We start from the raw sequence: 13028 nt of genomic DNA on the forward strand, positions 1-13028 counted from the left end.
GCCTGCTCGACCTGCCCTGGCAAACCATTGTGGAGCACATCGGTGCTTGGCAGATCCGTCGTCGCGGGCCTGTTGGCAGCAAACCAGACATCCGTTAAAAATTCGCCAGCTAGCTTTTCTTGCCGCGTTCAAACAGCGGTGCTGCGCGTGGCAACCGGTAGGGGCGGCCACCTCATACTGGGGTACCAGAAATCGGTGACCACCCCTACCGGTTGCCATGCGATGTGGTGATACGAGGAGGTTTTGAAGACCAAGGCAAATACAGCTGCATGTCCGATGTACTGGCACGAGCGCTAGCGCAGTGGTTGGCTTTGGGGGCTGACAATTTCTGGTACTCCAGTATGAGGAAGCCGCCAAAGCCAGCTGCTGCGCGGGTACTGTTAACCAATTCGAATTGGCATTTTCACCCAGGCAATTCAGAAATCCTGGATTACTTCACTGCGTTCGCAATGACAAGGCTCTCACACCTTAAACGCAACCTGTAGGCTTGGGCAAACCGCCGTACTTGGTAATCGGCTTCATCGGCCCGGTCATCCACAATTTGAAAACGGCGCTCTGGTCTTCGTCGATGTACTTGGCAAATTTGCGGATGGGCGGCACGCTGCCGAATTCTTCGTAATACGCGCGCGCCTTGATGATGTGTGACCACTTGACATCATCGAGCTCGTAACCGTCGGCCTCGGCCATGGCACGGCCGATTTCTTCAGTCCAGTCACCCATGTCGGTCAGGTAACCGTCGCCGTCGCGTTCTGGCAAGTTCATTGTGAATTCTCCTGTTGGGTCGATTTGGCGTGGTGTGCCAGAAGCTGGTCCAAAAAACGGCGCAAAAAACTTTCGGTCTGCATGCCGTGAAAACGGTCGGTGAGCTGACCGTGACTGTAGCCGATCACGGTAGGGAAACCCTTGGCCTGGTGGCGCCCGGCGATGCGCATATTTTCATCGGCATCGACCCGGGCCAGCACAAAGCGCCCCGCGTAGTCTTGCGCCAGGCGCTCCAGCAAGGGCGTGAGCACCCGGCACGGACCGCACCATTCAGCCCCGATGTCGAGCAGCACCGGAACCTGGTGCGAGCGCGCCACCACCGAGTCTTCAAAATTCGACTCGTCGGCGTCAACAACGAACGGCTTCGGTTTCAAGCGCGCCAGTTTTGGTAATGCATGGTGGCAGCGGCACCACCGATGATGCTGGCCAGCACGATGAAAGAACCCAATGCCAGGGTCGAGACGCCGGTCATGCCCTGGCCCACGGTGCAGCCCAGGGCCGTGACACCGCCAAAACCCATCAGCACGGCGCCCAGCAGTTGGGTGCGCAAGTCTTCGGTTGAGGCAAAACCCTCCCAGCGAAATTGACGGCTGGCAAGTGCATACACAAATGACCCCAGCACAATGCCAATCGCGCTGGCAATGCCAAAGCTCACACGCAGCGACTGGTCGGTCCAGAGCATCAGCAACTCAAGGCTGAAGGCGGTTGGCGCGACGAAGCTGAACGATTCCAGCGTGCGGGTGTTGGTGGCGAAGTAAACCATTTCCATGGTCTCGGGATTCTCGCCAAAACCCAGGTGACCGGTGAGGTACCAGGCGGCCACAATCAGCAAGCCCAGCACCACGGCGCCCAGCCATTGCACCGGATTGCCGCGAAAGCGCTTGTCCTTGAGGGCAAAAGCCGCCAGACCCAGGCTCAGCACCGCGACACTGACGACCAGAGCCGACTTTTCTGCCAGACCGGTCAGCTTGGCCAGAATTTGCGGCAGGGTTTGACCCGCCAGGCCCCACTGCGACAGATCGAGGGTGACAGGGTCCAGGTAGCCGGCACGCCACTGGCCGAACAATCCCTTGAGGGTCATGTAGGCCGAGATCGCCACAAACACCAGCACCACCAGCGAGCGCAGACTGCCGGCGCCCAGGCGCACCAGGTTTTTGTTGACGCAACCTGCGGCAATGGTCATGCCGATACCGAACACCACGCCGCCCAGCACCAGCGACAGCCAGGGCAGGCTGGGGCGAACATAGATCGACTTTGACAAATCTATCAGACCCAGGTGGTACAACACGTTGGTGCCCACCATGGCCACCGCGATCGCCAGCAGCCACATGCGCATGCGGCCCCAGTGCTCCATGTTGACCACGTCCGAGATCGCGCCCATGGTGCAGAAATTGGTCTTGTTGGCCACAGCGCCAAAAATGAAGGCCAGCGCAAAGCCGCCCCACACCACCATGCTGCTCAAATCGCTTGCTTCTGTCATTGACGGCTCCCGGTGGGGCTTGCTTGATTTATTGACCCGGCGCGCTGGCGGTGGCCAGTCGAACCATGGTGGCGCGGATGGCCTCTGGCGCATTGATGATGGTCATGAACTGGCCCATGCCCAGCGCCGGCCAGCCCAGTGCGATGCGGTAGCGCGCATACAGGGCGTACACCTTGTTGTCCACTATGAACAGCTCATAAGGCAGCGCCGCCGGAAAATCAGTGCCAATCTTGTTGACCCACCAGCCTTCGCCGTCGCTGCTGCTGTTCATGGCAACGCCAAAGACCGCCATTTTCTTCTCCGGCATGACCACCTCATAGACACGACGGGTGTCGCCAAGACCCTTGGCCAGATTGGCCTGCACCGCCTTCAGGGCGTCGTCGAAACTGGCGTGGCTGCCAAGTTCGCTATTGGCCGAGTCAAAGCGCTCCATGCCGAACATGTAGCGGTAGCCAGTCAATTCGGCTTGTGGCACATCACCACCAAAGCCTGCCCCCTCGCCCAACGCCAGGACGAGGCGCTTCTGCACCGAGTTGACTGCCTCCTGCGCGCCAGAAAAATTGCCGCGCAGGTAAGCCCGGTACCAGTAGTCCGGGTTCATGTACGACACGCTGCCATCGCTGGCAACCCCGACGCGAATCCCTGAGGCAACGATGGCGCTGCTGGGTCCTTTGGCGCGAATCGCAGCCAGCAGGGCCGGGTCTGACACCACCAGACTGGCCCGCCCGGCAACGCCCTTGGGCGTGTGCTGGCCAAGCACGACAAAGCCTTCTGCCTGGAGCTTTTTCTCAACCTGGGCCAACTGGGCGGACAACTCGCCTGCCGGCAGTTTGCTGGCGTAGATATAAGGTGACAGCGCCAGGCTCAGCTGTGCCACGCACCACAGGGCTGCGCCCAGAAGCAGTCGTTTCATCATGGCTTAAATGAACAGGCAGACATCGGATTCACCAGCGAACTTCATGAAGGTGGCGGCTCCGCCGTATTCCACCTCCTTGATGAACTCACTGACCTCGAACTCAAACAAGTCAACGGTCATCTGGCAGGCGACAAACTTGACATCGGCTTCAAGGCAGATGTCGCGCAACTCCTGCAGCGAGGCGACACCCTTGGACTTCATCTTGTTCTTCATCATCATGGTCGCCATGGACTCCATGCCCGGCAGCATTTGCACCATCACGGGCATCGGCACAGGCATCGGCATGGCCGGGTTGGCCAACGGGCTGATCTTGATGCCATCCAGATTCTTGCGCAGTAACTGCAAGCCATAAAAGGTGAAGAAAATCTGCACATCCCAGCCCAACGCAGCGGCGGTGGAGGCCAGAATGAATGGCGGGTAAGCCATGTCAAGCGTTCCCTTGGTGGCGATCAAGGCCATTTTTTTGGTTGCCATGCGTGAGCTCCGGATTAAATTGCAGGGTTGGGTGGGAGATCAGGCCTTTTTGAGGAAGAACACAAATTTGCTGTTTTCACTGCCCTGCTCCAGCAGGTCGTTGCCGGTCTGCTCGGCAAAGGCAGCCATGTCGCAGACTGAGCCCGGGTCGGTTGAGATGACTTTCAGGATCTGACCAGAAGCCATGTCACTCAGCGCTTTTTTGGTCTTGACAATCGGCAGTGGGCAGGACAGGCCGGACGCGTCAAATTCTTTGTTGAATTCCATGGGGTATCTCCGTAAGTTGATGGCTTGCAGCCGAAATAAATCAAACCGCCTTGCCCCTCAGAGACAACGCGTTGCGACCTGCCGATTTTTGTTGACCCGGTTCCCAGCGTCTATCACCGCGAAGGGTGGGGCTGGGTAGCCCATATGGGTTATGCGACTGAAAAATCAGTCACTCAGACGTGTCAGTCGTCTTGCGATTGATTTCGTGACAGACCGCCTCACAGATTGACACGATGCGCATGTCGGCAATGCGGTAAAAAATTTGCACGCCATCGCGGCGCTTCCCCAGAATGCCCGCCTGGTACAAGGTGTTGAGGTGCTGCGACATGTTGGGCTGGGTGGTGTCGACTTGCGTCAGCAGGTAACTCACATTTTTTTCGCCATCGCACAGACAGTCGATGATTTTGAGCCGCATCGGCGCCGACATGACACGAAACAGGTTGGCCGCTGACTCGAACGTCTCATCGGTTTTGGCTGCTTTTGGCGTATCTGACGATTTCGGCTGAAGCGGCATGATGACTTGTCCTTATTTGCCCATCTACCTGAGACGGGCTGAATTATTTAATTACAGGCTGCAATTCTACGTTCAGCTTGCGCCCGGCCTGAGCGTGCGGCTAAGCATGATCACCGGTATGAGCCCCACCAGTACCAGCGCCAATGAGGGCAGCGCCGCCTCACCCAGTCGCTCATCGCGCGCCAGCTGGTAGGCCACGACCGCCAGTGTGTCGCTGTTGAACGGCCGCAGCACCAGGGTGGCGGGCAGCTCTTTCATCACATCGACAAACACCAGCAACAAGGCAACTGCCGTGGAGCGCCTGAGCAGGGGCCAGTGCACGCGCTTGAGCAGCCCCCATTCGCCGCTTCCCAGCATGCGCGCCGAATCGTCAAAACTGACCGGAATCCGGGCATACCCGCTTTGCACCGACTGCAGCGCCACGGCACAAAAGCGCACCAGATAAGCCCACACCAAGCCCAAAGCCGTGGCCGTCATGAGGTAACCCACGCCGCTCTCGGGCCACCTCGCCTGCAGCCAACCCACCGGCAGCAGCAGACCCACCACAATCACGGCGCCCGGCACGGCATAGCCCAGGCCCGCCAGTTGCACGGCCCAGCGGGTCGGTGCATCGGGGCGGCGGCGCACGCTGAACGCCAGCGCCAGCGCCAGCGCCACCGCCAGCACCGCGCTGATGGCACCCAGGCGCACGCTGTTCAGGGTCCAGCCCAAAAACGAGCCCCACGACAATACCGACCAGTCGGCAATCAGCGGGCGCAGCATGAACAGCACTGGCAGCACAAACCCCGCCAGCACCGGCACGCCGCACAGCAGCCAGACCAGTGCCTGTTGCCCGCCCGCCAGCCGCAAAGGTCGCGCATCCATGGAACCGGCGCGGGCGCCCCGGCTGGCGGCAAAACGAAGTTTCTGGCGCGAGCGGCGCTCCAGAAACAAAAGCAAGGCCACCAGCGCCAGCAGCACGGTGGCCAACTGGGCCGCCGCCAGCCGGTTGTCCATTGACAGCCAGGCCTTGTAGATGCCCGCGGTAAAGGTCTGGATGCCAAAGTAGCTCGACACGCCAAAATCAGCCAGTGTCTCCATCAGCGCCAGCGCGGTGCCAGCAGCCACCGCTGGTCGTGCCAACGGCATGGCGATTTCAAACATGCGCCGGCGCATGGGCGCACCCAGCAGACGGGCAGCCTCCATCAGATGCGCGGCACGCTCGCTCAACGCGGTCCGCGCCAGCAAATAAACATAGGGGTAGAGCGAAAAAACAAAAACCCAGGCCGCGCCACCCACATTTCGCACCTCGGGAAACACCCGCCCTTGCCAACCCGTGAGCTCGCGCACCAGGGTTTGGAACGGACCGCTGAACTGCAAAAAGTCGGTGTACGCATAGGCCACCACGTAGGCCGGCATGGCCAGCGGCAATAGCAGCGCCCACTCAAAAAATTTCCGCCCGGCAAAATCAAACAGTGTCACGGCAACGGCGCAGCTCAACCCAACCACCACAACCCCCGCGCCCACCAGCACACTCAGGACGAGCGTCGTGCCCAGGTAATCGGGCAACACGGTTTGCGCCATCTCAAGCAGAATTTGCCAGGCAGCATCGTCGGCACCGCCCATGGACAGCCAGGAAGCCATCACTGCCAGCACCGGGAGCATGAAGACAGCCGTCAGCAACAAAAACAAAAACTGACGCAGCCTGAGCAGTAGCATGTAAGGGTAAGGGAACAAAAAAAGTAAATGCGAATTGTAGGCATTTACAATCATTTTCATGTTTCTTGAAGTCTCCCACCTCAGCGTTACCTATGCCGGTCAAAGCACCCCTGCGGTGCGTGATGTGTCTTTTGGGCTGGGCGCTGGCGACATTGGTGTCTTGATCGGGCCGTCCGGCTGTGGCAAGACCACGCTGCTGCGCGCGGTGGCAGGGCTGGAGAGCGCCAGCGCCGGCGTCATCCGCCTGGATGGCCAGGTGGTGAGCCAGGCAGGCAACTCGCTGCCGCCAGAGTCGCGCCAGGTGGGCATGGTGTTTCAGGACTACGCGCTGTTCCCGCACCTGAGCATTGGCCGCAACATCGCTTTTGGCATAGACCATTTGCCGCGCCCCGAGCGCCAGGCGCGCGTGGCCGAGGTGCTGGCGCTGGTTGGGCTGCAAGGCCAGGAAAAACGCTTCCCCCACGAACTCTCGGGCGGACAGCAACAGCGCGTGGCCCTGGCGCGCGCGCTGGCCCCAAAACCGCGTCTGCTGCTGCTGGACGAGCCGTTCTCAAACCTCGATGTGGACTTGCGCGAACGCCTGGCGCATGAAGTGCGCGGCATCCTGAAAGAAGCCAACGCCACCGCCCTGTTCGTCACCCACGACCAGTTGGAAGCCTTTGCCGTGGGCGACACCATTGGCGTCATGCACCAGGGCCAGTTGCACCAGTGGGACAACGCCTACACGCTTTACCATCGGCCGGCCTCGCGCTTTGTTGCCGAATTCATCGGCCATGGCGTTTTTACCCCGGCCGTGATCCGCGACGTGGCAGGCGAAGTGGTGGTGCAAACGCCGCTGGGCGACCTGTCGGACATGTCGGAGTGCCCGCTGCCCTGCGCCTACTCGGGCGGGGTCTGTGATGTGTTGCTGCGCGCCGACGACATCGTGCACGACGACGATGCGCCGGTGAAGGCGCAGATCATGCGCAAGGCTTTTCGCGGCGCAGATTTTTTGTACACGCTGCGACTGGCCACGGGCGAGACCGTGATGGCGCTGGTGCCGAGCCACCACGACCACTCTCTGGGCGAGTGGATCGGCATCAAAGCCCAGGTGGACCATGTGGTGACGTTCAACCGCGACTGCCCGCAACACGACGGCCGCATGTGCCGCATGCCCTGCGAGCACACTGCGCGACCGGCTGATCTGGATCAAGCCGTGAAATGGCATGCGGCCAAACCTGCCTATGACGCCATCGCCAATTGACCCGTCCTCGCATTCGATAGAATGTAAGGGTTAACCCTATGTTTTGACTGCGCCTCTGTGATGGCTGCAGGCAAACAGCGGGCACCTCCACCCGCCATTTTTGTACCCGTTTTTCAAGAAATGAGTTCCAATTGACAAAGACCATCGATATCACGGAATTGTGCCTGCGAGATGCGCACCAAAGCCTTTTGGCGACGCGCATGGCGATTGAGGACATGGTGCCGGCTTGCGCCGACATCGACCGGGCAGGCTACTGGTCGGTGGAATGTTGGGGCGGTGCCACCTTTGACGCCTGCATCCGCTTTCTCAATGAAGATCCGTGGGAGCGATTGCGCACCTTTCGCACCCACTTGCCAAATTCGCGCCTGCAAATGCTGCTTCGCGGCCAAAACCTGCTGGGTTACCGGCATTACGAAGACAGCGTGGTGGACCGCTTTGTGGACAAGGCGTCAGAAAACGGCATGGATGTGTTCCGCGTCTTTGATGCCCTCAACGACATCCGCAACATCCGTCATTCGGTGCAGGCCGTGCGCCGCAACGGCAAGCACGCGCAAGGCACCATTTGCTACACAGTCAGCCCGCTGCACACCACCGAAACGTTTGTCGATATGGCCGAGCGCCTGGTCGAGTTGGGCTGCGACTCGATCTGCCTGAAAGACATGGCGGCGCTGCTCAAGCCCCAGCCCGCCTATGACATCGTCAAGGGCATCAAGACACGTTGTGGCGAGAGTGTGCGCGTTCACGTTCACACCCATGCCACCACCGGTGTCACGCTGGTGTCGCTGATGAAGGCGATCGAAGCCGGGGCCGACGGTGTGGACACTGCCATCAGCTCACTGAGCCTGGGGCCTGGCCACAACCCGACGGAAAGTCTGGTGGCCATGCTCGACGGCACGGGTTACCAGGCGCTCCTGGACAAGGACTGCCTGCACCGCATCAAAACCCATTTTGCGGCGTTGCGCCCGCGTTATCAGGCTTTCATGTCGAGCATCCACGGAGTCGATACCGACATCTTCGACAGCCAGATCCCGGGCGGCATGATTTCCAACATGGAAAGCCAGCTGAAACAGCAAAATGCCGGGGACCGCATCGAAGAAGTGTTCATCGAAGTGCCACGCGTGCGTGAAGATGCCGGCTTTCCGCCGTTGGTCACGCCGTCAAGCCAGATTGTCGGAACCCAGGCGGTCTTCAATGTCCTGATGGGGCGCTACAAGGTGATGTCGAGTGAGTTCGCTGACCTGATGCTGGGCTACTACGGCAAGACACCGGGCGAACGTGATCCTGAAGTGCTGGCACTGGCCGAAGCACAGGCACACAAACCCGCCATCGAGGTCCGCCCCGCCGACCTGCTGCAACCCGAATGGGAAAGCCTGCAGACCGCCGCTGGCGCCCTGCCCGGCTTCAATGGCAGTGAAGAAGATGTGCTGACTTACGCCATGTTTCCGCAGGTGGCACCCGGGTTTTTTGACAAGCGCGCGCAAGGGCCGCTCAACCTTGGACGCGAGCCAAAGGTGGCCGGCAACCCGGTTGAATCGGCTTCGGCGAACACGTCGGTGCAAACGCCAGTGACCTACGACGTCAAGCTCAACGGCCGTTCGCACCGGGTTTCTGTGACCCCCATCGAAAAATAAAAAGGGAACACCATGACTGCCATGCAAACAAAAATTGAAGAACTTCACCGCCGGCAAGCGCAGGCTTACCTGGGTGGCGGCGCCGACAAACAGGACAAGCAGCGCAAGGGCGGCCGCCTGACGGCGCGCGAGCGCGTCACGGCTTTGGTAGATGAAGGCAGCTTTGACGAGGTGGGCCTTTTTGTCAACCACCACTCAGCCGCGTTCGGCATGCAGGGCAAGACCCTGGCCGCAGACGGTGTGCTGACCGGTGCGGCGTCGGTCAAGGGCCGACTGGTGCACCTGGCCAGCCAGGACTTCACGGTGGCTGGTGGCTCGGCGGGCGAGATGCATTCGATCAAGGTCGCCGACATCATGAAAGAGTCCTTGCGCACCGGCTCACCCTTTGTGTTCATCAACGACTCGGGCGGCGCGCGGGTGCAAGAGGGCATTGCCTCGCTGTCGGGTTATGGCAAGGTGTTTCACGCCAACGTGCTGCTTTCAGGTGCGGTGCCGCAAATCTCGCTGATCTGTGGCCCCTGTGCCGGCGGAGCCGCCTACAGCCCGGCGCTGACCGACTTCATCATCCAGACGCGTCAGGCCCAGATGTTCATCACCGGGCCGCAAGTGATCAAGCAAGTTACCGGGGAAGACGTCAGTGCTGAAGAGCTCGGCGGTGCCGACGCCCACATGGTGCATTCAGGTGTGATCCATTTCATTGCCGACGACGACCAGCACGCCATTTTGCTGTGCCACAAGCTGCTCAGTTTTCTGCCGTCCAACAACCTGGAAGACCCGCCACAGACCGAGGGTGACCGCTCGGTAGAGCCCAACCCGGTGCTGGAAACCATCCTGCCCGAGGAGTCCAAGCAGGGCTACGACGTGCGCGCGGTGATTGAGTCAATTGTCGATTTTGGCGATTTCTTCGAAGTCCAGGCGGGCTACGCCATGAACATCGTGGTGGGCTTCGCCCGCATTTGCGGCGGTTCGGTGGGCATCATCGCCAACCAGCCTGCGGTACTGGCCGGCGCGCTGGACATCAATGCCTCCAACAAGGCGGCGCGCTTCATCCGCTTTTGCAACGCCTTCAACATTCCGCTGGTCACCCTGGTCGATGTGCCCGGTTTCATGCCGGGGGTGGAGCAGGAATATGGCGGCATCATCCGCCACGGCGCCAAACTGCTGTTTGCCTACGCCGCAGCAACGGTGCCCAAGATCACTGTCATTTTGCGCAAGAGCTATGGTGGCGCCTACCTCGCCATGTGCGGCAAAGACCTCGATGCCGACCGCGTCTTTGCCTGGCCCACGGCCGAGATTGCCGTGATGGGGGCCGAGGGCGCCGCAGAAATCGTGTTCCGCAAGGAAATTGGCGAAGCGCAAGATCCGGCCCAACGCCGCAAAGAACTGATCCAGAACTACCGCGACACCTTCTCCAACCCCTATGTTGCGGCCGAACAGCGGCTGGTGGACTCGGTGATCGAGCCCAAAAACACCCGCCGCCACATCGCCCAAGCGCTGGAATACCTGCGCATCAAGCGTGTGCCACGGCCGCACAAAAAGCACGGCCTGATGCCGCTTTAGGATGACCACCATGCAAGCACAAACCAACGACCCGCTGGCGCTTGTCGCAGAAATGCGTGAGGAAATCAACGCCCTCAAGTTGCGCTTAAGCGCACTGGAACACAACGCGGCCCAAGCTGCAGCAGTGCGTGTCGCGCCCAGTGAAGAAGACATGCTGGCCATCTCGGCTGCCGTGGCGGCCTTTCTCGGGGTGCGCGCGCGCATCCGTCAGGTGCGCCTGCTGCACTCCAGCGCCTGGGCACAGGTCGGGCGCATGGGCACACACGCCTCGCACCACACTCATTGAATGGAACACCCGTGAAACTACGCATCACCCTGGACGAAAGAATCTTTGAAGTAGAGGTTGAGGTGGCTGAGACAGACCATGCCAGCCTGCCCCCGGCCTACCCCGTAGGCACGGCGCGATTGGCTGGCAGCGCTGCCAGCGCCTATGCCCCTTCGGCGGGCCAGTCAGCCGGGTCAGCACCGCCTGCTGTGGCCGACGAAAGCAAAGCCTGCCGCAGCCCGGTTTCCGGCGTGGTGGTCAAGGTGATTGCCAGCGCCGGCGCCAGCATTCAGGCGGGCGACTCGATTCTGGTGCTGGAGGCCATGAAGATGGAGACCAATATCACCGCACCGGTTTCGGGCGTGATCACCTCCATCAAGGTCGCGCAAGGTGACCGCGTGCAAACCGGCGATGTGCTGGTTGAGTTTGACTGAAATTACTCGTAGCCCCGCTTGGGCTTGATCGGCTAGCCAGCTTGGAAAGATTGGCCGAGTGGACCAGCGCTTGAGCTTCAAGATTCGTGCTGGCTTCAGCGTCGGGAGTGCAGCGGGAGCGGGTCTACAGAAATTCAAATTGCCCACCCGACAACCGACGTTGGTTCGGGTAGGTAGATAGACAGCTCTCTGGGTGAAATTTCAGCCAACGGGGGTACCAGAGTCGACCGGTTGAATCCAAGATTAATTGCATATATTGGGGACGGATGCCCAATTGCGATCACTGAACCTGTGGTGACTAAAGTAAGTTATGGTCCTTGTCGACTCTTCCGCAGTGTCGACAAGCCTATTGAAGTCCAAATATCATTCGCTCTAAGTTGAATCGAGCCTTCCACGTCCATTGTGAAAGAAACGATGGAACATTCATTTTGCTAAGGCTTCCATTCTGCGCAATAGATCCTCTGCGGTATGGAGGTCATCGACAGTGTCAATATCGGTAACACAACCGATATCTTCCGTGGCCAACTCCATAGCTCCATATTTGCGTACGACGAAAACTGCTCCCCGGTCTCCATTCAAGTTCAGAAGAGCTTGATGACAAACAGAAGAAAAAGCGACTGGATGACCACGTCGTCCACGGTATACCGGTACGACCACGTCATGTCCCTTCAGTGCAGTCGCAATCGCCCAGAGGGTGTCACTTTGAATGAGCGGCAAATCCGCTGGCAGAATCAGCCAGCCTCTGGCTTGAGATGTTTTGTGCACCGCCGCTGCTATCGAGTCACCCATGCCGCGATGACTCCCCTGCTCAAGATGCCATGCCAGGCCACTTCCGCGAACGGCCTCTAAGGTACGCTCTAGAACCGTCTTGCCCGCCAAATTGGCCTGCAATTTGTGGGTGCTGCCACCCGATGCCGTAAACCGCTCCCCGCGTCCTGAGGCCAGAATGATGACAGTGGGCAAACTCAAAGCGGCACGTAACCTTGCAAAGGGGATATTGACCTAAAGGCAGCAATGTCGTTTTTCACCTGCACGATCTCGGCCACGATGGAGACCGCAATCTCGGCTGGTGTTTTTGCGCCCAGCGCCAGACCCACCGGACCATGAAGGCGACTTAGCTCCTCAAAGCTTAACTCAAAGTGTTCAGCCAGTCGCCGCTTGCGAGTCTCTTGGTTGCGCTTCGAGCCCAAAGCGCCGACATAAAAAGCATTGGATTGCAGCGCTTCGAGCAAAGCCATATCGTCGAGTTTTGGGTCATGGGTGAGCGCCACGATGGCCGTGTGGGCATCCGGCACCAGTTCGCGAACGACGTCATCAGGCATGCCTTCGATTCGTTGGACACCCGGCATGCCAGCCACCAGCGTCGCGGCATATTCTTCGCGCGGATCGCAAACCAGAACTTCGAAATCAAGCAAGGTTGCTATCTGGGCGACGGCTTGCGATAACTGCCCCGCGCCAATGAGTAGCAGACGCCACTTGGGGCCAAACACCGTGGTCAAGGTAGCGCCATCAAAACACGTCGCTTGACCACGGTCGGCTGTGGAAAGTTTCACAGCACCGGTCGCCAAGGTCAGCGTACGCGCCACCAGTTGGTGATCGGCGGTGCGCGCCAGCAGTTGAGTCAACCAGCCGGTGTCAAGCAAGGGTTCCTGCACCAAGCGCAGGGTGCCACCGCAAGGCAGGCCAAAGCGTGAGGCTTCTTCCCGGCTGACACCATAGACGACCATGGCAGGTTGATCCAAAGCGACCTGAGTGCCGTCAACCACTTGAAATTGGGCCTTGGT

Annotated in this window: 15 protein-coding genes; 5 read left to right on the forward strand and 10 right to left on the reverse strand. The window is 59.9% G+C overall.

The window, feature by feature from the left end:
• Positions 1-468: 468 nt before the first annotated feature.
• From GPS82_RS10365 to GPS82_RS10400, 8 genes are all read right to left on the reverse strand, one after another.
• Positions 469-762, reverse strand: a complete 294-nt coding sequence (locus tag GPS82_RS10365; protein WP_296494261.1) for a TusE/DsrC/DsvC family sulfur relay protein — start codon at positions 760-762, stop codon at positions 469-471.
• Entirely contained in the window at positions 759-1136 is a 378-nt protein-coding gene (locus GPS82_RS10370) for a thioredoxin domain-containing protein (RefSeq protein ID WP_296494264.1), read from the reverse strand. Before GPS82_RS10370 ends, GPS82_RS10365 begins: the two co-directional genes overlap by 4 nt.
• Positions 1133-2242 (reverse strand): YeeE/YedE family protein, encoded by a 1110-nt coding sequence (locus GPS82_RS10375; RefSeq protein ID WP_296494267.1) that lies wholly within the window; start codon positions 2240-2242, stop codon positions 1133-1135. Before GPS82_RS10375 ends, GPS82_RS10370 begins: the two co-directional genes overlap by 4 nt.
• A gap of 28 nt (positions 2243-2270) precedes the next feature.
• On the reverse strand, positions 2271-3155 hold the full coding sequence (locus tag GPS82_RS10380; protein WP_296494270.1) for a hypothetical protein: 885 nt from the start codon (positions 3153-3155) through the stop codon (positions 2271-2273).
• 6 nt (positions 3156-3161) lie between these two features.
• Complete coding sequence (locus GPS82_RS10385; RefSeq protein ID WP_296494272.1) at positions 3162-3632, reverse strand: DsrE/DsrF/DrsH-like family protein; 471 nt, start codon at positions 3630-3632, stop codon at positions 3162-3164.
• 39 nt (positions 3633-3671) lie between these two features.
• Positions 3672-3899 (reverse strand): sulfurtransferase TusA family protein, encoded by a 228-nt coding sequence (locus GPS82_RS10390; RefSeq protein ID WP_296494274.1) that lies wholly within the window; start codon positions 3897-3899, stop codon positions 3672-3674.
• Between the two features lie 169 nt (positions 3900-4068).
• On the reverse strand, positions 4069-4413 hold the full coding sequence (locus GPS82_RS10395) for a metalloregulator ArsR/SmtB family transcription factor (RefSeq protein WP_296494277.1): 345 nt from the start codon (positions 4411-4413) through the stop codon (positions 4069-4071).
• A 72-nt stretch (positions 4414-4485) separates the two neighbouring features.
• Complete coding sequence (locus GPS82_RS10400; RefSeq protein ID WP_296494278.1) at positions 4486-6111, reverse strand: iron ABC transporter permease; 1626 nt, start codon at positions 6109-6111, stop codon at positions 4486-4488.
• A 58-nt stretch (positions 6112-6169) separates the two neighbouring features.
• Between GPS82_RS10400 and GPS82_RS10405 the strand changes: the two genes are divergently transcribed.
• From GPS82_RS10405 to GPS82_RS10425, 5 genes are all read left to right on the forward strand, one after another.
• Complete coding sequence (locus GPS82_RS10405) at positions 6170-7354, forward strand: ABC transporter ATP-binding protein (protein ID WP_296494280.1); 1185 nt, start codon at positions 6170-6172, stop codon at positions 7352-7354.
• 131 nt (positions 7355-7485) lie between these two features.
• The gene (locus GPS82_RS10410; protein WP_296494283.1) at positions 7486-8985 is read left to right on the forward strand and encodes a methylmalonyl-CoA carboxytransferase subunit 5S; all 1500 of its coding nucleotides are present in this window, start codon (positions 7486-7488) and stop codon (positions 8983-8985) included.
• 21 nt (positions 8986-9006) lie between these two features.
• Complete coding sequence (locus GPS82_RS10415; RefSeq protein WP_296494293.1) at positions 9007-10545, forward strand: acyl-CoA carboxylase subunit beta; 1539 nt, start codon at positions 9007-9009, stop codon at positions 10543-10545.
• Positions 10546-10555: 10 nt separating this feature from the next.
• Positions 10556-10831: a hypothetical protein gene (locus tag GPS82_RS10420; protein WP_296494285.1), complete on the forward strand. Its 276-nt coding sequence runs from the start codon at positions 10556-10558 to the stop codon at positions 10829-10831.
• A gap of 11 nt (positions 10832-10842) precedes the next feature.
• Positions 10843-11244, forward strand: a complete 402-nt coding sequence (locus GPS82_RS10425; RefSeq protein WP_296494287.1) for a biotin/lipoyl-containing protein — start codon at positions 10843-10845, stop codon at positions 11242-11244.
• Positions 11245-11667: 423 nt separating this feature from the next.
• Here the strand turns inward: GPS82_RS10425 and GPS82_RS10430 are convergent, their stop codons facing one another.
• On the reverse strand, positions 11668-12207 hold the full coding sequence (locus tag GPS82_RS10430) for a nucleotidyltransferase family protein (RefSeq protein WP_363717462.1): 540 nt from the start codon (positions 12205-12207) through the stop codon (positions 11668-11670).
• A gap of 2 nt (positions 12208-12209) precedes the next feature.
• A partial coding sequence (locus GPS82_RS10435; protein WP_296494290.1) for an XdhC family protein occupies positions 12210-13028 on the reverse strand: 819 nt, incomplete at its 5' end.

This window comes from Rhodoferax sp. (assembly GCF_011391645.1).
GTDB lineage: Bacteria > Pseudomonadota > Gammaproteobacteria > Burkholderiales > Burkholderiaceae_C > Rhodoferax.

Excerpts from the sequence above, each read along its gene's own strand:
- GPS82_RS10415 (WP_296494293.1), top strand. The coding sequence starts at position 9,007 with ATGCAAACAAAAATTGAAGAACTTCACCGCCGGCAAGCGCAGGCTTAC.
- GPS82_RS10365 (WP_296494261.1), bottom strand. The coding sequence starts at position 762 with ATGAACTTGCCAGAACGCGACGGCGACGGTTACCTGACCGACATGGGT.
- GPS82_RS10385 (WP_296494272.1), bottom strand. The coding sequence starts at position 3,632 with ATGGCAACCAAAAAAATGGCCTTGATCGCCACCAAGGGAACGCTTGAC.
- GPS82_RS10390 (WP_296494274.1), bottom strand. The coding sequence starts at position 3,899 with ATGGAATTCAACAAAGAATTTGACGCGTCCGGCCTGTCCTGCCCACTG.
- GPS82_RS10395 (WP_296494277.1), bottom strand. The coding sequence starts at position 4,413 with ATGCCGCTTCAGCCGAAATCGTCAGATACGCCAAAAGCAGCCAAAACC.
- GPS82_RS10375 (WP_296494267.1), bottom strand. The coding sequence starts at position 2,242 with ATGACAGAAGCAAGCGATTTGAGCAGCATGGTGGTGTGGGGCGGCTTT.
- GPS82_RS10400 (WP_296494278.1), bottom strand. The coding sequence starts at position 6,111 with ATGCTACTGCTCAGGCTGCGTCAGTTTTTGTTTTTGTTGCTGACGGCT.
- GPS82_RS10420 (WP_296494285.1), top strand. The coding sequence starts at position 10,556 with ATGCAAGCACAAACCAACGACCCGCTGGCGCTTGTCGCAGAAATGCGT.
- GPS82_RS10405 (WP_296494280.1), top strand. The coding sequence starts at position 6,170 with ATGTTTCTTGAAGTCTCCCACCTCAGCGTTACCTATGCCGGTCAAAGC.
- GPS82_RS10380 (WP_296494270.1), bottom strand. The coding sequence starts at position 3,155 with ATGAAACGACTGCTTCTGGGCGCAGCCCTGTGGTGCGTGGCACAGCTG.